The organism is Amycolatopsis sp. NPDC051106 (assembly GCF_040682775.1).
In the GTDB taxonomy this organism is placed as follows: domain Bacteria; phylum Actinomycetota; class Actinomycetes; order Mycobacteriales; family Pseudonocardiaceae; genus Amycolatopsis.
In genome coordinates this window covers 1-20,318 of sequence record NZ_JBFBBQ010000100.1, presented here as the reverse complement: position 1 = coordinate 20,318, position 20,318 = coordinate 1, and the positions used below count along the sequence as shown (strand labels likewise).

Below are 20,318 nucleotides of genomic sequence, written 5' to 3'. Positions count from 1 at the left end.
GCCGCCCGCTGGGGTGGCCTTCCGCAGGAAGAAAACGACATGGGTTCCTCACTTCGTCAATGGCGTCGAAGCACGCTCGCCGCGGTCGCCGCGGGACTCGCGCTGGCCGGGTGCACGGTCGACGACGGCGCCGCCACGGCCCCCACGGCCGCGGCTCTCACGACCGACCAAGCGCTGCACGACCAGCTTCCGCAAGCGGTCAAGGACGCCGGCGTCCTCCGGTTCGCCGGGGACTCCCACCCGCCGTACCGCACCGTCGGCCCGGACGGCAAGACCGTCACCGGCATCGACCACGATTTCCAGGAGGCGCTCGGCCAGCTCTTGGGCGTGCGCACGGAGACCACCATCGTCAGTGGTCTGCCGGCCGCGCTGCAGGGCATGCTCAGCGGCCGCTACGAGGCGTTCAACGGGCCGGTCAAGGCGACCGCCGAACGCGAGAAGCAGTTCGACACCGTCACGTGGATGACCACCCGGACCTCCTACGTGATCCCCACCGGCTCGGCCGCGGGCATCAAGCAGACCGCCGACCTGTGCGGCAAGCGCGTCGCGGTGGTCACCGCGAGCGTCGTGGAGGACCAGCTCGCCAAGCTGTCCGCCTTCTGTGAACGTTCGCAGCGCCCGGCCGTTCAGGTGGTCGGGCTCGACGACACGAACGCCACCCTGCTGGCCGCCAAGTCCGGCCGCGCCGACGCCGCCGGGATGACCCAGGCCGCCGCGATCGACGTGACCACCCAGCAGAAGGGGCAGTACGACTACGTGACGCAGACCGAGGAACAGGGCGCCACGAAGGACAACCTCGCGCTCTACACCCCGAAGGCCGGCAAGCTCGGCCCGGTGCTGCAGAAGGCCTTCGAAGAGCTGTTCCGCAACGGCACCTACCCGCGGATCATGCAGAAGTGGGGCCTCACCGACGTCACGGTCCCGCAGCCGCTGTTCGACGTGGCGTCCGCGAAATGACCGCGATGTCCACTGTGGAGGAGACTTCGGCGGCCCACGACGACGTCGCCGGAGCCCGCGGCCGGTTCCGCCCGTGGCGCTGGCTGTTCGTGCTCGTGCTGGCGGTGCTGGCCGCGCAGCTGGCCGTCTTCCTGGCCGGCAACGACCGGTTCCAGTGGGACGTCGTGGCGAAGTACCTGTTCGAGAAGAGCGTCATGGCCGGGCTGGGCACCACGGTGCTGCTCGCGGTCGCGGCGATGGTCCTCGGGTCGCTCGCCGGCGGCGTGGTCGCCGCCATGCAGCTGAGCGGGTTCGGCCCGGCCCGGTGGGTGGCGACGCTGTGGGTGGGCCTGTTCCGCGGCATCCCGCCGCTGGTGCAGCTGATCTTCTGGTTCAACCTCGCCTACTTGCTCCCGAAGCTGTCCCTCGGCATCCCGTTCGGCCCGGTCTTCGGCACCTGGGACGCCAACACCGTCATCACGCCGTTGACGGCCGCGGTGATCGGCCTGTCGCTCGTGGAGTCGGCCTACCTGGCGGAGATCTTCCGCGCCGGGGTGACGTCGGTCGACCCCGGCCAGCGCGACGCCGCGCGGGCGATGGGCTACCCGCCGGGGCAGACGCTGCTGAGGATCGTGCTGCCGCAGGCGATGCGCGTGATCATCCCGCCGGCGGGCAGCCAGTTCATCAACGTGCTCAAGGGCACCGCCCTGGTTTCGGTCATCGCGATGTCGGACCTGCTGCACGCGGTGCAGGTGATCTACAACCGCACCTACGAGATCGTGCCGATGCTGCTGGTCGCCTGCTTCTGGTACCTCGTCGTGGTCACCGTCCTGACGGGCCTGCAGCGCCGGCTGGAGCGCCGGTTCTCCCGCGGCCACCTCGTCGTGGGGCGGGCCCGATGACCGCGCCGGTGCTGCGGATCAGCGAGGTCCGCAAGGAGTTCGGGTCGGTGACCGCGCTCGCGGGCGTCAGCCTCGACGTGCGCGAAGGGGAAGCGGTCGTCGTGATCGGGCCGTCGGGCTCGGGCAAGTCGACGCTCGTCCGCTGCGCCCACCAGCTGGAGCCCATCGACGGCGGGGCGATGTACCTCGACGGCGAGCTGCTGGGCCACCGGCGGTCACCGCGCGGCCTGCGCCCGCTGACCGAGCGGGGGATCGCCGCCCAGCGCCGCCGGATGAGCATGGTCTTCCAGCAGTTCAACCTGTTCCCGCAGTTCACCGTGCTGCGCAACGTGACCGACGCGGCGATCCGCGTCCACGGGCGCGACCGGTCCACTGTGGAGCGTGAAGCCCGTGAACTGCTGGAGCGCATCGGCCTGGCCGGCCGGGAGGACCACTACCCGCGCCAGCTCTCGGGCGGGCAGCAGCAACGCGTCGCCATCGCCCGGGCCGTCCTGGTCCGGCCGCGGATCATGCTGTTCGACGAGCCGACCAGCGCGCTCGACCCGGAGCTGGTCGACGAGGTCCTGGCCGTGCTGCGGACCCTCGCCGCGGCGGGGACCACGATGGTCGTGGTCACCCACGAGATGGCCTTCGCGCGGGAGGTCGCCGACCGGTGCGTGTTCATGGAGGCGGGCCGGATCGTCGAGGAAGGCCCCCCGGGTGAGCTGTTCACCCGCCCCCGGACGGATCGGCTGCGTGCCTTCCTGTCCCGCCATCTGTCCGAAAAGGAGGGTGCTTCGTGATCACTGTCGGCGCCGTCGGCGACCTCATCCTGGACGAGCCGGACCCGGAGTCGTTCCTCGCCCCGGCCGCGCCCGTGCTGCGCGGGATGGACCTGGCGATCGGGCACGTCGAAGTGCCGCATTCGACCACGGCGGTCCAGAGCAGCACCGACGTCCCCGCGCCGCCGGCCGACCCCGAGGCGCTGAAAGCGGTGGCCGGAGCCGGGTTCGACGTCGTCACGCTGGCGGGCAACCACATTCTCGACGCCGGGGACGGCGGGCTGGCCGACACCTTGGCGTACTCCCGGGCGGCGGGCATGGTGACGGCCGGGGCCGGGGCGAACCTCGCCGAGGCCCGGCGCCCGGCGGTCGTCGAACGCGGGGGCCTGCGCATCGGCGTGCTGTCGTACAACTGCGTCGGCCCGCGCGAATCCTGGGCGGCTTCCCGCAAGCCCGGCTGCGCGTACGTGCACGTGCTCACCCACTACGAGCTCGACCACGCGAGCCCGGGCGGGCCGCCGAAGATCTACACCTTCGCCGATCCCGACAGCCTCGAGGCGATGGCCGACGACGTCCGCCGCCTGCGCGCGGAGGCCGACGTCGTGCTCGTGGCGCTGCACAAGGGCGTCGGGCACACCCCGGTCACCGTCGCGATGTACGAAAGCCCGGTCGCCCGTGCGGCGATCGATGCCGGCGCCGACGCCGTGTTCGCCCACCACGCGCACATCATGCGCGGCATCGAAGTCCACAGAGGACGGCCGATCTTCCACGGGCTCGGCAACTTCGCCACCGTCACCCACGCCCTCACACCGGGAGCGGGCGTCGGCGCGGACGAGCTGCGCGCGTGGGCCGAGCGGAGGACGAAGCTCTACGGCTTCGCACCCGACCCGGACATGCCGTTCTTCCCGTTCCACCCCGAAAGCCGCAACACCGCCATCGCCTTCTGCCGCTTCGACGAAACCGGGCTGCGCGAAGCCGGCTTCGTCCCGTGCCGGATCGACGACCACGGCCGGCCGGTCCCGGTCGGCGGGACGCCGGAAGGCGAGGCCGTGACGAACTACGTCGAGGACATCACCCGCGGGGCCCGCCTCAACGGCCGGTTCACCACCCGCGGCACCGAAGTGCTCGTCGCTCTCTCCGAAGGGGTTTCCGCATGACCGACCAGCCGCTGGCCGGCCGCACCGTCATCGACCTGACCACCGCGCTCGCCGGGCCGTACGCGACGCTGCTGCTCGCCGGGCTCGGGGCCACCGTGATCAAGGTTGAAAACCCCGCCACCGGCGGGGATTCGTCCCGCAACAACGCGCCCTACGTCGGCCGTGACGGGCTCAACCTCGCCCGGCGGCACGACGACGACCTGTCGGTGTCGATGCTGCTGCGCGGCCGCAACAAGCTCAGCGTCACCCTCGACCTGAAGAACCCGCGGTCCCGTGCGGTGTTCACCGACCTCGTCCGCGACGCCGACGTGCTGGTCGAGAACTACAGCCCGGGGGTCACCGACCGGCTCGGCATCTCCTACGCGCAGGTCCGGGAGATCAACCCCCGGCTCGTCTACACCTCGATCAGCGGGTTCGGTGCTCAGGGCGGCCCGGGGTCGGGCAAGGCGATGGACTCGATCATCCAGGCACTCAGCGGCGTGATGATGACCGCCGGTGAGCCCGACGAGGGCCCGGTCCGGTTCGGCCTGCCGATCGGCGACCTCCTCGCCCCGCTGTTCGCGGTGGTCGGCACGGTGTCCGCGCTGCTGCAGGCCGAGCACACCGGCGAGGGCCAGCGCGTCGACGTGTCGATGCTCGGCGCGCTCACCTCGCTCGTTGCGTGCGAGCCGTTCGACGCCTTCGACGCGGTCGGGCTGCCCCAGCGCACCGGGTCCATGGTGCCGCGGCTGGCGCCGTTCGGGATCCTGCCCGCCGCCGACGGCTACCTCGCGCTGTGCGCGCCGACCGACGCGTTCGCGCACGGCGTGCTGCGGGCGATCGGCCGGCCGGAGCTGGCCGAGGACGACCGCTACCGCACCCGCGACCAGCGGGTCCGGGCCGCCGACGAGCTGCACGACCTCATCCGGGAGTGGTGCCGGGTCCGGCCACTGGCCGAGATCCTCGCCGCGTTCACCGCCGAAGGCGTGCCCGCCGCCGAGGTCCGCGAGCCACGCGATGCCATCCGCGACCCGCTGGTGCTGGCGCGCGAGGAAGTCGTCCCCTTGAAGCACCCGAAGCACGGTGCCGTGGCCGACCTCGCGGGGACCGGCGTGCCGATCCGCTTCTCCGCTGCCCGGGTCTCCCTCGACCGGCCCGCGCCGGGGCTGGGGGAGCACAACGAGCACGTCTACCGCGAACTGCTCGGCTACACCGAAGATCAGGTCGCGGAACTGGTGGCGGAGGCCGTGATTTGAGCGCCGTCGGGTACGTCGGCGCGGACGTGCCGGTCGAACTGATCACCGCGGCGGGCCTGCGACCCCTGCGGCTGACCGGGAAGCCCGGCCGGGACAGCGCGCTCGGCGACCGCTACCTCGGCCGCGGGGTGGACCCGGTCGCCCGGTCGATCCTGACGCGCATCCTCACCGGCGACTACGGCCCGCTCGAGGCCATCGTCGTCTCGCGCGACTGCGAGGCGTCCTTGCGCCTGTTCTACGCCTTGCGGGAGCTGCACCGCGTCGAACCGGCGCTGGGCCTGCCGCCGGTGCGGCTGGTGGACGTGCTGCACCTGCCGCACCACACGACCACCCGGTACGTCCACGCGAAGGTCGCGCAGCTGCGCGAATGGCTGGGACGCTGGCGGCCCATCGGCGACGACGACCTCGCCGCGGCCATCACCGCGCACGACACCCTGCGCCGGTCGCTCGGCCGGCTCGCCGCCCTGCGCCGCGCGAACCGGCTGAGTGGCAAGCGGTTCCTCGAAACCGTCGCCGCGACCACCGGGGTGCCCGTCACAGAGGCCATCGCGCTCGTCGACCGGCTGCTCGCGGAAGACCGGCCCGAGGTCGAAGGGACCCGGCTGTTCCTCACCGGCAGTTCCCACGACCACCCGGCGGTGTACGAAACACTGGAGCGCAACGGTTTTCTCGTCGTGGGGGAGGACCACGACTGGGGCGAGCTGCTCTTCGCCCGCACCTGCGCGGCGCCGACGGAACTCGCGCTGGCCGAGCGGTACCAGCACAACGGCCCGTCCGCACCCCGCGCGTCCATCCGGCAGCGCGCCGCGCACACCGCCGCGGCCGCTCGGGCCTGCGACGCGGAAGTGCTGTTCTCCTACGCGCGGACCCACGACGACGCGCCGCCGTGGGACTTCCCGGAGCAGCGGGCCGCCACCGGGCTGCCGGCCGTCCTGGCCGAGCGGCAGCCGTACGGCGAGCTGACTCCCGAAGCGCTGGCGGCGCTGGTCCCGGCCGGAGCGGCGGCATGACGGCCCGGCTGGCGTCGGCCACCACCGCGACCGCCTACCAGCGCGCATGGTTCGCCGGGGTGCGTGCCGAGGGGGGCCCCTTGGCGCTGGTCAACGCGGACGCGCCGCAGGAGATCTTCCGCACGATGGGCATCCCGTACGTCGTCAACCAGTGGTGGGCCTCGATCGTCGCGGCGAAGCGCCAGACGCAGCGCTACCTCGGCCTGCTGCGCGAACGCGGGTACCCCGACTACATCGAGCAGTACAGCGCCACTTCGCTCGCCTCGGCGTTCGAGACCGACCCGGAGCAGGCGCCGTGGGGTGGGCTGCCGAAGCCGTCGATCGTGCTCGGCGAGACCACCGGCGACGCGTCCCGCAAGATCTTCGACGTCTGGGACGCCCAGCCCGGCGTCACCTACTACCCCCTGGAAAGCGCGGCGGAGGACGCGGTGCCCGAGCGGTGGTGGGAGCTCATGCCGCACCGCTGGGAGGAGGCGATCGGGAGCGACCGGCTCGACCTGCTGACCGGCGAGCTGACCGGGCTCATCCGGTTCCTCGAGCAGACCACCGGCCGGGTGTTCTCCGAGACCCGCTTCCGCGAGGTCCTGGACCTGGTCAACGAGCAGCAGGAGTGGAACCGCCGCACCCGCGACCTCATCGCCGCCGCCCGGCCCTGCCCGATCGCCGTCACCGACGGCATCCCGAGCGTCATGGTGCCCCAGTGGCACCGCGGTACCGAATGGGCGCGGGACGCCGCCCGCGCGTTCCACGACGAGGTGCGTGAGCGGGTCGACACCGGCGTCGCGGTGTGCCCGGACGAGCGGCTGCGGCTGATGTGGGTCGGCCGCGGCCTGTGGTTCGACCTCGAGTTCTACCAGCGGTTCCAGCGCTCGCACGGCGCCGTCTTCGTCTGGTCGATGTACCTGGCCATCGCCGCGGACGGCTACCTGCGCTACGGCGACGACCCGCTGCGGGCCCTCGCCGCGCGGTTCGCCGCCTTCGGCGACCAGCTCTACACGCCGCCGTGGTCGGCCGAGTGGTACGTCAAGGAAGCGCGGCACCACGGCGTCGACGGCGTGGTGCACCTCGTTTCCGACGACGCCCGCGGCAGCTACTTCACCACCCGCGCCCTGCGCGCCGCCGGGATTCCCGTGCTGGAACTGCACGCCGACAACGTCGACGCGCGCACGGGCGACGACCTGACCGCGCGGATGACCGCGTGGCTCGACGAACTGACCTGACTGCCGGAGAAAGGACTCCAGTGCGATCTCCACTTCGCCGACGAAGCCGAAGTGCGATCCTCGTGACCGCCGCCGTCGGGCTGATCGCCGCCGGGTGCACGGTGGAAGCCGGCTCGCCGCCGCTGGCCACCGGGACGAACCTCCCGGTGGTGCAGTCCCTGCACGACGCGCTCCCGCAGGCGATCAAGGACGCCGGGGTGCTCAGGTTCGCCGGTGACTCCCACCCGCCCTACCGCACGGTCGCGCCGGACGGGACGGTCACCGGGATCGACGCCGACTTCCAGGCCGCGATCGGCCAGGTGCTCGGCGTCAAGACGCAGACCCTCGTCGTCGCCGGGCTCCCGGCCGCGCTCCAAGGCATGCTGAGCAACCGGTACGACGCGTTCAACGGCCCGGTGAAGGCGACCGCGGAGCGCGAGAAGCAGTTCGACACGATCACCTGGATGACGACCCGCACGGCTTATCTGTTCCCCGTGGAGTCGACGGCCGGGATCACGCGGACCGAGGACCTCTGCGGCAAGCGCATCGCGGTGGTGACCGCCAGCGTCGTCGAGGAGCAGCTGAACAAGCTTTCCCGCTTCTGCACGGGAAGCAAGCGTCCGGCCACGCGGACCGTCGGCTTCGACGACACCGACGCCACGCTGCTGGCCACCCGCTCGGGCCGGGCGGATGCCGCGGGGATGACCGAGGCGGCGGCGATCGACGTCACGCAGCGCCAAGGCGGCAACAAGTACGTCACCCAGACCGAAGCGCAGGGGGCGACGAAGGACGACCTCGCGCTGTACGTACCCAAGTCGTCGAAACTCGGTCCGGTGCTGCAGCAGGTGTTCGAAGAGCTTTTCCGGAACGGCACGTACGTCGGAATCATGTCCCGCTGGGGACTCAACCAGGTCTCGGTCCCGAAGCCGGTCTTCAACGCGGCCACCCGGGGATGAAGCTTACTGTCCAGAAAGGACTATCGATGGGCAAGGGGATCCTCAAGCCGGCGCTGGTCGCCGCCGCGACGGTGCTCGTCGCGATCACGGCCGCGGTCGTTCCCGGTTCTTCCGGCGCGGACGTCGCGGCCCCGCCACCGCCACCCGCGCCGCCGGCGTCCACGGTGTTCCACCCCGTGGTCCGCGAAGCCGCGGCCCGGACCGGGAACTACGCCGCCGAGTACACCGTCTACCGGCCCGCGGACCTGGACCGGGTGCCCGGCCGCCTGCCGGTCGTGGTGTTCGGCAACGGCGCGTGCCGGCACACGAGCAACGACGAGCTGCTGACCCTCGAGACGCTGCTCGCCGCGCACGGCTTCGTCGTCGTGGCCGTCGGCGGGTTCGACGAGCCCGCCCTGACCGAGAACGGCAGCCCGGTACCGAAGGTGATCACCGACGCGATCACCTGGGCCGAACGCGAGAACGACCGCCGGGGGAGCGAACTGCGGAACCGGCTCGACACCCGCCGGATCGGCGTCACCGGCCACTCGTGCGGCGGCATCGAAGCCCTCGTCGCCGGTGCGGATCCCCGCGTGAAATCGGTGCTGTCGCTGGACAGCGGGTTCTTCGCCGACGGCACCCTCGGCTACGGCCGGGAGAACCTCCGGAACCTGCACACCCCCACGATGTTCGTCGACGGCGGCCCGGCCGACGTCGCCTACCCCAACAGCGGCGAAAACTACGACCTCGTCACCGTCCCCGCGATCCGGGCGACCAACCCGGCCGCCGGCCACACCGGGTTCGTCTACGGCCAGCGCGACGGCAACCCCGACCCGAGCGTCCGCGAGGAAGCCGTGCGGGTCCTGGTCGCCTGGTTCGACTTCACCCTCAACGGCAACCGCACCGCGCGGGCCTACCTCCTCGGCGCGGGCTGCGGTCTGTGCGGCACCCCGGGCTGGACCGTCACCAGCAAGAACTTCTGACAGGAGCCGTCCATGAGATTCAAGACTTCGAGCGCGGTGGCCGTCGCCGTGGTGCTCGCCGCCGGGGTGCCCGCGGCCGCGCAGGCGGCGCAAGCCGGGACGCCGTGTGCGGGTCTGCCGGCGCGCTGCGCCGACGGGCAGCTGACCGACGGCACGCCGTACACCTTCGCGAAACCGGACCGGTGGAACGGCGCCGTGCTGGTTGACCTCGACTTCGCCGCGGGTGGCCTGGCGAGCCCGCTGACCGCGAGCCTGCTGGACCGCGGCTACGCGGTGGGCGGCACCACCCGCACGATCAGCGGCTGGAACATCGCCCGGGCCATCGACAACCAGGCCGAGGCGCTCGGCCGCTTCGAAACCGCGTTCGGCCGGGCCCGGTACGCGATCGCCGAAGGCCGCTCGATGGGCGGGATGGTCGCCGCCGGCGTCGCGCAGGTGCACCCCGGCCGCTTCGCCGCGGCCATCCCGATGTGCGGCGGCCTCGGCGGTGCCGTGGGCCAGTGGAACCAGAAGCTCGACACCGTCTTCACACTGAAGACGTTGCTGTTCCGCGACTCCACCCTCCCGGTGACCGGCATCCCCGCCGACGTCCCGGGACTCCAGCAGCAGTGGGTCTCGGCGATGACGGCGGCTCAGGCGACCGCGGCGGGCAAGGCGCGGATCGCCCTCGCCGCGGCGATCGGCCAGCTGCCGGACTGGGGGCTCGCCGCCGACGGCACGACGACCCCGGTCCCGGACGGCCGCGACGTCGACGGCGTCGAACGCGGGATGTTCCTGGCGCTCGCGGGCGGGCCGCTGCCGTACCTCGGGCAGGCGGTCAGCAGCCGCCGGGCGATCGAGCAGCTGGCGGGCGGGAACCCGTCCTGGAACACGGGAATCGACTACGCGCGCCAGCTCGCGGCGGCGGAGCCGAGCCAGCAGAACGCCGTGCGGCGGCTCTACGAGCGCGCGGGGCTCGACCTGCGCGCCGACCTCGGCCGGCTCGCCGCCGAACCCCGGGTGTCCGCTGATCCCGGCGCCGTCCGTTACCTCGAGCGGGGCATCGTGTTCACCGGCGACCTGCGGATCCCGGTGCTCACGGTCAACGGCACCGGCGACCAGATCTCGACCGTGGCCCAGCAGCGGTCCTACGGCGCGCTGGCCGCCCGGGCGGGTGACGCGTCCCTGCTCCGGCAGACGTACGTCCGGACGGCCGGCCACTGCACGTACACGACCGGTGAACAGCAGGCGGCGATCGACCGCATGCTGACGCGGCTGCGCACCGGCCACTGGCCGGACACCGCGCCGGCGACGCTGAACCGCCTGGCGGTGGCCGTGGACGGCGTGCGGGGGCGTTATCTGCCGTACACGCCGCCGCGGTTCAACCGGATGTACCCGGCGGTCGACGGACCGAGGCGGTGACCCGGCGCCCCAAGGCGGCCTTGGTTGCGTTCAACGCACCGAAGGCCGCCTTGGGTGCTCCACCGATGCCCCCGCCGCCGCCCTCAACGGAGGCGCTTCGCGCCGCAGTGCTGATTCAACGCACCGAAGGCCACCTTGGGGCGCGGTCGTGCCGGTGCACCCCTCGCTTTTCGTCATTCCCCGGACGCGTGAGCCTGTTCACACGAAAGCGCCACCCGCTGCAAGGCCTTGAACGTCGACCGGTAGCGCTTCGTCGCGCCGGAGTCGGTCAGATACGTGGTGGTGTGCTCGTGGCGCAGCGCGACGGTGAAGCTCCCGCCCTCGGTCTCGTAGAGGGTGAAGGGCTCGACCGCCCCGGCGCCGGCGGGCACCACCCGGACGCTCGTGTGCGGAAGGGCGGCGAACGACCGCAGCTGCCCGCGCCGGACCTCCGGCGACGCGAACTCCGGGGCCAAGGCCGCGGCCCCCAGCAGGAGGGTGTGGCGGCCACGCGGTTCGTGCCCGATCCGCTCGACCTGGCGGGTGAAGATCGCCTGGTCGATGTCGTCCGGGCGCACTCCTCGGCTCTGCAGCAGCGCGCGGAGGTGGCCCGGGGTCTGCAGCGGTTCGGGGACGAGGTGCGGTGCCCATTCCAGCGTGTGGACGGCGAACTGCTCGTAGGCCCGCTGCAGGCTCGTCGTGCCCGCGTCGAGTGCTTCGACGTAGCCGGGGCTGTCGAGCTGCGAGTGAAGCAGCATGACGCGGCGGTGCTCCTCCGGGCTCACCTGGAGGAACCCGAGGATCCAGGCCACGGCCTCGGCCGGTGGCCGCCGGTCACCCGTCTCCCACGCCGAGAGGGTCGCGGGCAGGATCTCGAGCCGGCCCGCGAGCGCGCGCAGGCTCATCCCCCGGGCCAGCCGGGCCTCGCGCAAAGCGACGCTCAGCGCGAACAGAGCCGGCCGTCGCGAACGTGCCTTCGTCATGCGGGCTCCCGATCCGGGGTGGAGCGACGGCGGGGTGCCGCGACGATCCCGGCGTCGACGTCGGCCGCGTGGGAGCGGAGGAGGTCGGCCACTTCGTCGAGCTCGTCGGCGGCCTCGCGTTGCTCGTCCGTCGTCGCCGTGCCGTCGTGCAGCCGGACGGCGAGCACGCCCAGCCGGACTTGCGTGGCGCCGAGGACGTGGACGAGCCGGGTCGTTTCGCGGGACATGGCAGCTCCGGGGGTGACGGTGGGCCGGTCCGTCGTCGAGAGCCGGCGCATTCCGGCGAGGACACGGCAGAGGTGGACGTAGTCCGGGTGCTCGGTGAGCCTCCGGTCGGCTTCGGACGGCCAGGCGGGGCCGGGATCCGGCGACGCGGAGCCGGTCATGACGGCGCCCCGCCGGACCGGCTGACGACGTGCCGCGAACGGCGCCACCAGCCGGCCCGGCGCCGGCGTGACGTGCGCGCCGGGGCGGCGACCGGGCGGCACCGGGCGCACGTCCTCCTCGGCGCCTCGACCATCGGCGCGGCCGGGAACCGCACGCCGCAGACCGCGCGGTAGGAACCCGAGTCCGCGAGACCGGCGACGAAGGCCGCTTCGGTGACGAGGTGGTTGATGCCGGTCGGTGTCTCGACGACCCAGAACAGCAGGGACGCCGGCCGGCGGTTCGGCGGTGCGGTGGCCATCACGGACCTCCGTGGTCGTGCCCGGTGCGCGGGCGGTGGACACCTGGCCGGTGCGCGGGTCGGGGCGCGCGCACCGGCCAGGCTGATCAGGGGCCGCGAAACCGGCGCGTCATCTCCGGTCGCCGGGAAGCTCCCGGACGACCATGGCCCGCGCGTGGCCGACCAGCTCCGTCATCGCCTGGCGGGGGAGGATCGCCGGCGAGCTGTCGGTGCCGACGCGGATGGCGCGCCGGAGGCCGTCGCCGGTGTCCACCAGGCCGAGGGTGACCTGGGTGGCCAGGCCGGTCATCGTGCGCGCCGGGACGATGAACGGTGTTTCGTGCCAGCGGTGGTCTCGCATCTGTGCCTCCCCGTTACGCTGTCAGGGACCGTGAGCTGCACGCTGACAGTGCTACCGAATGTTGGTAGCAAGTGTCAGCGCTGACAGCGGGCTGGGCAATGCCCTGATCAGGTGACCTCGGTCGTGGGGTGGACCTGCACTAGCATGTGCTGCATGGCTGGTAGCACCCGCGAGGCACGATGAACCTCGGCGACGCTCTCAAGGAAGCGCGCACGTCCCGCGACATCTCACTGCGGAAGCTCGCCGTGCTGATGGGACGCAAGGAGTCGGACTCCGGCCTGATCTCCCGCTGGGAGACCAACGAGCGCACGCCGAAGCCGGACGACGTCGCCACGATCATCGAGGTCCTCGAGATCGGCGACGACGAGGCGACCGAGCTGATGGCCCTGGCCACCAACGCGGGATTGAGCGGTAGGTGGCACGCGGTGACCGTCGCCGAACGCCGGCAGCAGATGAACGCGCTGCTGGCCGCGGAGCGAACCGCGACCACGGTCACGCACCTGGCTCCGCTGCTGATTCCCGGCGTTCTGCAGACCAGTGGAGTCATTCGCGCGATCATGGCCGACGCCGAGGTACCGGCGAACGAGATCGACGAACGCGTCGCCATTCGGATCGGCCGACGTGATCTGATCACCCGTAGGTCGCCCGCGGAACTCGATGTACTGCTGGGCGAAGCGGCGATCCGGCACGTGATCGGTGGGCCGGATATCTGGCTGGAACAGCTGAATTATCTCGCCGAGATGACCGACCTGCCCAATGTCAGCGTTCGGATCATCCCGTTCGAAGCCGGGTGGACGCCGGGTCTTGCTGGACCGTTCATCCTCTTCGACTCCGACCAGGCACCGTCGATCGTCAGCCTCGAGCTGCACCGAGGCGGTCTCATGCTCTATTCCGACGAGGATGTCGCGGTGCACCGGCAGAAAGCCGAGGCGGCGCGAAGCAAGGCGATGAGCGCGGCGGAGAGCCTCGACCTCATCGCGAAGGTGAAGAACGAGCTGGAGGCGAAGAAATGATGAACTCGACCGGTTGGTTCAAGTCCAGCTGGAGCAGTGAAACCCAGGACTGCGTCGAGGTTCGGCTCGGCGACGAAATCGGGGTACGCGACTCGAAGAGTCCCGCCACCGGGCAGCTGTCGGTCGACCAGGCCACCTGGACCGCTTTCCTGACCGGCCTGAAGGACTGACTCAAGCGCGCTGTCCCCGTGCGCGGTCCAGCACCGTCCGCGGGTCACCGGGAGAGGTTTCGCCGCGCCACGCGATGTACCCGTCGGGCCGGACCAGGACGTAGCGGGCGGCGTAGAGGCCGTGCAGGTCCGGCCGGTTGAGCCGGTACCGGGTCAGGGGCACGCCGGCCGCCGCCGCGGCGGTTTCCCATTCCGGCGCGGGCGGTGCGGCGACCTCCAGCAGCGTGAAGCCGGGGCCGAGCTCGTCCTGGAGTGACCGGCTCCGGCCGAGCCACTGGTGCGGCAGCCGGTGGCCCGGGGCTCCGGAGGGCCGGTACTCCGTCCCGGTGGACACCGGCGCGGGGCCGTCGTCGGCGAGCACGAGGGGCGAGTCGGGGTACGCCGTGCCGAGCACGAAGCCGAGGGTGTACATCTCGGCGGTCTTGGCCTGCCGGATCAGCTCGGCCGTCTTGGCGCGTAGGGCCCGGCCGTCCGGGCCGTCGCCGTCCAGCCCCGGCACGGCGAGCTCGCCGGTCAGCACCCGCATGTTCCGCTCGGCCTCGGCGATGGCGCGCCCGGCGATGGGACGGCGTTCGGTTTCGTAGGAGTCGAGCAGGCCGTCGCCGGCCCACCCGCGCAGCGCGGCCGTGAGCTTCCAGCCGAGGTCCGCGGCGTCCCCGATGCCTGTGTTGGCGCCGAATCCGCCCCAGGGCGGGTTCTGGTGGGCGGCGTCGCCGGCCAGGAAGCAGCGGCCGTCCCGGTAGCGGTCGGCCACCAGCATCCGCGCGGTCCAGGGATCGGTCGCGGTGATGGTGAGGGGTTCTTCGGCGCCGATCATGCGGTGGACCGCCCGCTCGTACCACGCGGCGTCGGCGGCGTCAGGGTCCACGGGGGCGTTGATGATGATGGCCCACCACCGGTCTTCGGTGTCCAGCGTGCCCATCAGGCCGTTGACGTCGGGGTTGACCACCCAGTACTGCACGGCGCGGCCCAGGCGGTGGCGGGCGGAGAGCCCCGGCGCTTCGAAGATCACCTGCACGTTCCGGATTTCGTGGCTCCGCCCGGTCAGCGGGATGCCGCAGGCCCGGCGGACGGCGCTGCGGGCACCGTCGGCGCCGACCAGGTAGCGGCCCCGCACGACGCGCTCCCGGCCCGCGTCGTCGGTCGCGGTGGCGGTGACGCCGGTGGCGTCCTGGGCGACGCCGGTCAGGGTCCAGCCCCAGCGCGCGCTGACCGTCTCGCGCCGGGTGAGGGTGGCGCGCAACGCCTCCTCGACGTGGTTCTGCGCGCACCACAGCGCGGGTTCGGCGAGTTCGGTGCGCTGGACGTCGCTGAGGGCGAAGACGCCGTCGAAGCGTTCCAGCCGGTGCCCGGTGAGCGAGGTGCAGAAGACGGCCGAGTCGGACCAGCCGAAGGGCAGGCCCGCGGTGCCGCGGACCGCGTCGGCGATACCCAGGCGCCGGAAGATCTCCATCGAGCGGGGGTTCATCTGCTTGCACCGCGGCGAAGCGAGGCTCGGTTCCGGGCGCGGTTCGAGCAGGACGCAGCCGATGCCGCGGGAACCGAGTTCGTGGGCGAGGGTCAGCCCGACCGGGCCACCCCCGGCGATGACGACCTCGGTGGTCTCCTCGGTCCTGCTCGTCATGACGGAGCCCCCCAGTCGGCGTGATCGTCTCGGCGCAGACTACGACGAGGGCGCCCGCTTCCGGAAGACGTCGCATCGGCAAGCCTAAAGGTAGGAACTCTTCGGGCTCAAGAGCGATCAGCTATACCGCTGGACCCCCTGGCGGCCTATATTCATCTGATGTCTGTCCGCTGACCCGCCGGAGATCCCCGATGCGAATCGCCACCGTCGTCGCGCACCTGGTCACCGCCGCAGCCGTCGTCGCGGCTGTCGGCGCCACTCCCGGAAGGCCCCCGGACGTCCTCTACGCCGCCCCGTCCGGCCACGGCGCCGCCTGCGGTCCCGCCGCCCCGTGCACCCTGGCCACGGCGCGCGACCGCGTCCGCGAGCTCGTCCCGCGGGCCGCCGGGGATGTCGTGGTCGAGCTGCGCGGCGGGACCTACTCGCTGACCACGCCGCTGCGGCTGGGCGTCCAGGATTCCGGGAGGCCGGGGCACCGCGTCGTCTACCGCGCGGCCGCCGGGGAGACGCCCGTGTTCAGCGGCGCGCTGAAGGTCGGCGGCTTCCGGAAGACCGACGCCGCCAAGAACATCTACCGCGCGCCGGTGCCGAAGGGGACCGCGAGCCGGGAGCTGTTCGTGAACGGCGTCCGCGCGGTGCGCGCCCGTACCCCCCAGGATCCGGGCGGGTTCTCGGTGTCCGCCACCGGGTTCACCACCGCCGACGCGTCGTACACGTCCTGGACGAACGCCGCCCGGGTCGAGGTGGTCGCGAACAACGGCTGGAAGCAGCTGCGCTGCCCGCTCGCCTCGATCACTCCCGGCGCGCCGGGCGGTTCGGCGCTGACCGTCGATCCCGGGTGCTGGGCCAACAACCACACGTCCGTCCCCAACCCGAGCTTTCCCTTCAACGGCGCCGGGCTTCCGTCCCTCGACCGCGTGACCTGGCTCGAGAACGCCTACCAGCTGCTCGGCACGCCCGGCCAGTTCTACCTCGACGGCGACGCCGGCTTCCTCTACTACGTGCCCAGGCCCGGCGAGGACCTCGCGAAGGCCGACGTCGACCTGCCCGTCGCGCCGGAACTGCTCGACCTGGCCGGCACCCCCGGGCACCTGGCACCGCTCAACGACACCGACTGGCGGGCCACCTACACCGGCAGCTGGAACTACTCGAGTGGCCGGCACCTGGGCGACCTCGGCGCCGACGTGCACTACACCCAGCACGACGGCGACGCGGTCAGCTACCCCTTCACCGGCACCGGAATCCAGGTCCTGACCGAGACGAACGCGGACGAAGGCGACATCGACGTCTACGTCGACGGCGTCAAGAAACAGACCGTATCGGCCAAGAGCGCCGAGCGGCTCGCGCAGCAGGCCGTCGTCTCGGTCACCGGGCTGGCCAAGGGCACGCACACCGTCCGGGTGGTCAAGGCCGGCGGTGACTACCTGCTGATCGACGCCTTCACCGTGATCCCCGACGTCGTCGCGCCGGTGCACGACATCGCCTTCGAGGGGATCACCTTCGCCTACACGACCTGGACCGCCCCGAGCACCGCGGGCTACATCGACAACCAGGCGGGAATCCTGTGGGACCCGGCCACCCGGACACCGACCCGGATCCCCGCCGCCGTGCAGGTGCACCGCGGCGCGCGGATCGCGTTCACCGGCGTCACCGTGCGGCACACCGGGACCAGCGGCATCGATCTCGCCGACCAGACCCAGGACTCGACGGTGTCCGGCGGCTCGATCACCGACGTCGGCGGCAGCGGCGTCACCGTGGGGGAGGTCGACGACTACTACCAGACCCAGCCCGCGCTGATGACCAGCGGCAACACCGTGGCCGGCAACGTCGTGCAGCGGCCGGGGCAGGAGTACCAGGACGCCGTCGGCGTCTGGGTGGGCCACAGCCGCGGGACCACGTTGTCCCACAACGACATCGGGTACACGCCGTACTCGGGGGTGTCGATCGGCTGGGGCTGGGGCTGGGCGTCGAGCTGCGCGCTGCAGGCCAAGCAGGGTCTGCCCGACCCGTGCCTGCACGGCACGACCTACACCGGCGGCAACCACGTCGTCGGCAACCACGTGCACAGCGTGATGGGTGTGCTGTTCGACGGCGGCCCGGTCTACACGCTCGGCGGGCAGGCGGGGCCGTCGGAATTCGCCGGCAACGTGCTCGGGGAGTGCGTCAACGGGTGCAACATGATCTACCACGACGAGGGCAGCTCGCTGTGGAACACCCACGACAACGTGGTGGAGTTCAGCAACGGCTCGCTGTGGCTGAACCTGTGGACGCCGACCATCCACGACGACTCCATCCACGGCAACTTCACCGACACCGGCCGCTACAACAACAGCGGCACGGACATCGACCTCGAACCGTCCACTGTGGTCACCGACGGTCGCTGGCCGCCCGCGGCCCAGGTGATCATCGACGCGGCCGGGCCGGGCACCCCGCCGGGCCCGGTGCTCGACGACGACGATCTGCGGATCGCCTACACCGGGAGCTGGGCCTCGAGCGGCTCGCGCACCTACGGCGACCTCGACGGCGGCGTGCACTACACCCAGCAGAACGGCAACGCGGCGTCGATCACCTTCACCGGAACCGGGATCAGCCTTCTCACCGAGACGAATTCCGATGAAGGGGATATCGCCGTCACGCTGGACGGAGTCGCGAAGGGAACGGTCAGCGCGAACACCGCCCAGCGGCAAACCCAGGTCCCCGTTTATTCGGTGACCGGGCTCGCCGCCGGGCGGCACACGCTGACCGTTTCGAAACTGAGCGGAACCTATTTCCTGGTGGACGGGTTCCGCATTTCCTGAAGGTCGGACAGCTCAGCGGTCGAGCAAGCGCAGGTCGACCGCGTCGGCCATGGCCTGCATGCCGGCTTCGTTCGGGTGGAGGTGATCACCCGAGTCGAAGCCGGCGCGCAGCGCCGCGGGATCGGAGGGGTCTTGCAGCGCCCGGTCGAAGTCGACGACGCCGTCGAACTGCCCGCTCGTGCGGATCCACGCGTTCGCCGCCTGGCGGATCGCCTCGGCGGGCTCGCTGTAGTAGCCGGCTCCCTTGTCCGGCAGCATGGTCCCGCCGAGGATCCGCACCCCGGCCGCGTGCGCCTGGCGGATCAGTTCGCGGTAGCCGTCGATCAGGTGCTGCGCGGTCAGCGGGACGCCGTCCGGGCCGGCGTTGTTCCCGATGTCGTTGATGCCCTCCATGAGGATCACGGTCCGCACGCCGGGCTGCGCCAGCGCGTCGTGGGCGAACCGCTTGAGCGCGCTGACGCCCTGCCAGATGTTCGGCACGTCGGTCAGCACCCGATTGCCGCCGAGCCCGGCGTCGACCACCGCGGTCGGCTGCGGCCCGGCGAGCCGGCGCGCGAGGTAGTCCGGCCAACGGTGGTAGACGCTCGCCGGGGTGTTGTAGCCATCGGTGATGGAGTCGCCGAAGGCCACGACGGTACCGCGCGCGGCGGGCGAGACGACGTCCAAACCGGACAGGTAGTACCAGGAAGTCGTGGCGGCGACGTAGTTTTCGTCACCGGTGTCGGCCGAGTGGTCGCCGGGCTTCGAGAGGTAGGAGACGTCGAAGGCGTCGGAGTGCCAGGTCGCCGAGCTGGTCGCCTGGGGCAGGTACAGGCTGACGAGCAGGTTCTGCTCCGCGCGCACCGGCAAGGGCACCGGGTCGCTGACGACTTCCCGGCCCGCCGGGATGGTGAGCGTTTTGGCGCGCGAGAAGGTGACTTGACGCTGGGTTCCGTCGACGGCGGTCGCCTGCCCGGCCTGCAGGGCGAGGCTGACGGAACCGACGGCGAGGGGGGTGGTGCCCCGCAGGTTCGACAGGTGCAGCCGTAGCGCGTCACCGCCGACGCTGGGGTGCACGACCATCCGCAGCGTCTGGTCGGTGAAGTTCGGGCCGCCGATCGTCATGCTCGGCGACCAGACCGAAATCGGCCGATGTGCGGAGGAATCGCTTTCCGCGGCGGCGGTATTCGTGCTGCCCGAAATCAGGGAAATGAGTGCTGTCATGGCGATGAGTGTCTTTTTGGTCATTACCGGAAATCACCTCTTCGGTGGGGGAGCCCCAGTATTGCCAGGTGTTGATGGAAATGGCCAGAGGTGAGTACGATCTGGTCGACGGCGGCAGTGGTACGGGCTCGGATGTGGTGGATGACCTCGATGGCCCAGGCGGTCCTGACGGTCGAGGCTGCCGACGAGACGGACTCTCTCCGGCTCGAATTCGTGCCGGAGACTTCGGGCCCGAGGGTCGAGAGTTGGCGCCTGTTCGCGCTCGGGGACAGCGACGAGCACCACGTGTACGCGGAATCCGCTGGTCGGGACTGACTCGGAAACGTGAATCAGTTATTGGCGACGAGGCAACTCCCGAACCGAGTCACAAACGAGCAACAACTGTGGATCTCACTCTTTCGAGTGGATTCTCGGTTACGAAGGGTCGTCCGGGCGGAAGCTGGTAACTCCGATGGTGGAATCCGCGACTGTCGAGGCGTGTCCCATTCGTGATCGGTCACGGCACGTGCCTGATCCCGGACGAAAGGTCGCCCGTGGGTGCTCATGGTCCGATGTCCCTGGCCGCCAAGCGAGAGTTCTCCGGCCGGTGGCGGCCACGGCCCGCCGCTCGCAACCGATGGCTGCTGTTCGCCGTGGTCACCGTCGCCATCGTGCCCGCCGACGACGGCGAGGGTGACCTGTGGGCGATGGGAGCCGTGTTCGCGCTCGTGGCCGCCTCCGTGCTCGCCTACCGGGCACTGGTCCGCGCGGCGGCGAAGGTCGAAGCCGCGCTGGACGACGAACTCGACTCCCGGTGACCCTCCGCGGCTCGGCCGAGCGCGGGTTTCGTGGCGTCGAACCGGAAAGTGAGCCTTGCTGCAGGGTGCGGGCGCCGCCGGTCGGCGGCGCCCCGACCACGCCGGGGCCGCGCCCGGCCCGGGGGGGCGGGGCCGGGGCCGGAGGTGTGCGGGGGCGAGCGGGTTTACCCGGCGGCGGGAGGCGCGGGGGCGGCGCGGGGGGCCCGC

General features: G+C 71.6%; 22 protein-coding genes. 16 read left to right on the top strand and 6 right to left on the bottom strand.

All coding sequences use genetic code 11. The features are described from left to right. The first annotated feature begins 39 nt into the window (after window positions 1–39). The 10 genes from AB0M83_RS41440 (at window position 40) to AB0M83_RS41395 (ending at window position 10,519) form a co-directional block, all read left to right on the top strand. Window positions 40–957: a transporter substrate-binding domain-containing protein gene (locus AB0M83_RS41440; protein ID WP_364526167.1), complete on the top strand. Its 918-nt coding sequence runs from the start codon at window positions 40–42 to the stop codon at window positions 955–957. Further along, a complete protein-coding gene (locus AB0M83_RS41435; RefSeq protein ID WP_364526165.1) occupies window positions 954–1,838 on the top strand; it encodes an amino acid ABC transporter permease in 885 nt (294 codons plus the stop codon). Before AB0M83_RS41440 ends, AB0M83_RS41435 begins: the two co-directional genes overlap by 4 nt. Continuing rightward, complete coding sequence (locus AB0M83_RS41430) at window positions 1,835–2,620, top strand: amino acid ABC transporter ATP-binding protein (RefSeq protein WP_364526163.1); 786 nt, start codon at window positions 1,835–1,837, stop codon at window positions 2,618–2,620. The genes AB0M83_RS41435 and AB0M83_RS41430 overlap by 4 nt, the downstream gene beginning before the upstream one ends. Next, window positions 2,617–3,756 carry a CapA family protein gene (locus tag AB0M83_RS41425; RefSeq protein WP_364526161.1) on the top strand — a complete coding sequence of 380 codons (1,140 nt, stop codon included), beginning with the start codon at window positions 2,617–2,619 and terminating at the stop codon, window positions 3,754–3,756. The genes AB0M83_RS41430 and AB0M83_RS41425 overlap by 4 nt, the downstream gene beginning before the upstream one ends. Then, window positions 3,753–4,991 (top strand): CoA transferase, encoded by a 1,239-nt coding sequence (locus AB0M83_RS41420; RefSeq protein ID WP_364526159.1) that lies wholly within the window; start codon window positions 3,753–3,755, stop codon window positions 4,989–4,991. The genes AB0M83_RS41425 and AB0M83_RS41420 overlap by 4 nt, the downstream gene beginning before the upstream one ends. Further along, entirely contained in the window at window positions 4,988–6,001 is a 1,014-nt protein-coding gene (locus tag AB0M83_RS41415) for a 2-hydroxyacyl-CoA dehydratase family protein (protein WP_364526157.1), read from the top strand. Before AB0M83_RS41420 ends, AB0M83_RS41415 begins: the two co-directional genes overlap by 4 nt. After that, window positions 5,998–7,221: a 2-hydroxyacyl-CoA dehydratase family protein gene (locus tag AB0M83_RS41410; RefSeq protein WP_364526155.1), complete on the top strand. Its 1,224-nt coding sequence runs from the start codon at window positions 5,998–6,000 to the stop codon at window positions 7,219–7,221. Before AB0M83_RS41415 ends, AB0M83_RS41410 begins: the two co-directional genes overlap by 4 nt. A 62-nt stretch (window positions 7,222–7,283) precedes the next feature. Next, the gene (locus AB0M83_RS41405; RefSeq protein ID WP_364526153.1) at window positions 7,284–8,156 is read left to right on the top strand and encodes a transporter substrate-binding domain-containing protein; all 873 of its coding nucleotides are present in this window, start codon (window positions 7,284–7,286) and stop codon (window positions 8,154–8,156) included. Window positions 8,157–8,182: 26 nt separating this feature from the next. Further along, entirely contained in the window at window positions 8,183–9,118 is a 936-nt protein-coding gene (locus AB0M83_RS41400) for a hypothetical protein (RefSeq protein WP_364526151.1), read from the top strand. Between the two features lie 12 nt (window positions 9,119–9,130). Beyond that, entirely contained in the window at window positions 9,131–10,519 is a 1,389-nt protein-coding gene (locus tag AB0M83_RS41395) for a hypothetical protein (protein WP_364526149.1), read from the top strand. Window positions 10,520–10,692: 173 nt separating this feature from the next. On the opposite strand, the gene AB0M83_RS41390 is transcribed toward AB0M83_RS41395, so the two are convergent. From AB0M83_RS41390 to AB0M83_RS41375, 4 genes are all read right to left on the bottom strand, one after another. After that, window positions 10,693–11,481, bottom strand: coding sequence for a Scr1 family TA system antitoxin-like transcriptional regulator (locus tag AB0M83_RS41390; RefSeq protein ID WP_364526147.1), 789 nt, complete (start codon window positions 11,479–11,481; stop codon window positions 10,693–10,695). Then, window positions 11,478–11,867 carry a hypothetical protein gene (locus AB0M83_RS41385; RefSeq protein WP_364526145.1) on the bottom strand — a complete coding sequence of 130 codons (390 nt, stop codon included), beginning with the start codon at window positions 11,865–11,867 and terminating at the stop codon, window positions 11,478–11,480. Before AB0M83_RS41385 ends, AB0M83_RS41390 begins: the two co-directional genes overlap by 4 nt. Further along, the gene (locus AB0M83_RS41380; protein WP_364526143.1) at window positions 11,864–12,166 is read right to left on the bottom strand and encodes a hypothetical protein; all 303 of its coding nucleotides are present in this window, start codon (window positions 12,164–12,166) and stop codon (window positions 11,864–11,866) included. The genes AB0M83_RS41385 and AB0M83_RS41380 overlap by 4 nt, the downstream gene beginning before the upstream one ends. 109 nt (window positions 12,167–12,275) lie before the next feature. After that, window positions 12,276–12,506, bottom strand: coding sequence for a hypothetical protein (locus AB0M83_RS41375; RefSeq protein WP_364526141.1), 231 nt, complete (start codon window positions 12,504–12,506; stop codon window positions 12,276–12,278). A gap of 179 nt (window positions 12,507–12,685) precedes the next feature. Between AB0M83_RS41375 and AB0M83_RS41370 the strand changes: the two genes are divergently transcribed. Then, entirely contained in the window at window positions 12,686–13,519 is an 834-nt protein-coding gene (locus AB0M83_RS41370) for a helix-turn-helix transcriptional regulator (protein WP_364526139.1), read from the top strand. Continuing rightward, window positions 13,519–13,689: a DUF397 domain-containing protein gene (locus AB0M83_RS41365; protein ID WP_364526137.1), complete on the top strand. Its 171-nt coding sequence runs from the start codon at window positions 13,519–13,521 to the stop codon at window positions 13,687–13,689. The genes AB0M83_RS41370 and AB0M83_RS41365 overlap by 1 nt, the downstream gene beginning before the upstream one ends. Window position 13,690: 1 nt before the next feature. Here the strand turns inward: AB0M83_RS41365 and AB0M83_RS41360 are convergent, their stop codons facing one another. Beyond that, window positions 13,691–15,313 (bottom strand): FAD-dependent monooxygenase, encoded by a 1,623-nt coding sequence (locus AB0M83_RS41360; RefSeq protein WP_364526135.1) that lies wholly within the window; start codon window positions 15,311–15,313, stop codon window positions 13,691–13,693. Between the two features lie 191 nt (window positions 15,314–15,504). Here AB0M83_RS41360 and AB0M83_RS41355 point away from each other — a divergent pair, with 191 nt between their 5' ends. Continuing rightward, entirely contained in the window at window positions 15,505–18,111 is a 2,607-nt protein-coding gene (locus tag AB0M83_RS41355; protein WP_364526133.1) for a hypothetical protein, read from the top strand. A gap of 12 nt (window positions 18,112–18,123) precedes the next feature. Here AB0M83_RS41355 and AB0M83_RS41350 read toward each other — a convergent pair whose 3' ends face one another. After that, window positions 18,124–19,215, bottom strand: coding sequence for an SGNH/GDSL hydrolase family protein (locus AB0M83_RS41350; RefSeq protein ID WP_364526131.1), 1,092 nt, complete (start codon window positions 19,213–19,215; stop codon window positions 18,124–18,126). Between AB0M83_RS41350 and AB0M83_RS41345 the strand changes: the two genes are divergently transcribed. The 3 genes from AB0M83_RS41345 to AB0M83_RS41335 all read left to right on the top strand — a co-directional run bounded on the left by AB0M83_RS41345 (window position 19,190) and on the right by AB0M83_RS41335 (window position 20,111). Next, complete coding sequence (locus AB0M83_RS41345; RefSeq protein ID WP_364526129.1) at window positions 19,190–19,408, top strand: hypothetical protein; 219 nt, start codon at window positions 19,190–19,192, stop codon at window positions 19,406–19,408. The genes AB0M83_RS41350 and AB0M83_RS41345 overlap by 26 nt on opposite strands. A gap of 47 nt (window positions 19,409–19,455) precedes the next feature. Then, window positions 19,456–19,629, top strand: coding sequence for a hypothetical protein (locus tag AB0M83_RS41340; RefSeq protein ID WP_364526127.1), 174 nt, complete (start codon window positions 19,456–19,458; stop codon window positions 19,627–19,629). A gap of 236 nt (window positions 19,630–19,865) precedes the next feature. Beyond that, window positions 19,866–20,111: a hypothetical protein gene (locus AB0M83_RS41335; protein WP_364526125.1), complete on the top strand. Its 246-nt coding sequence runs from the start codon at window positions 19,866–19,868 to the stop codon at window positions 20,109–20,111. The last annotated feature ends 207 nt before the right edge of the window (window positions 20,112–20,318 follow it).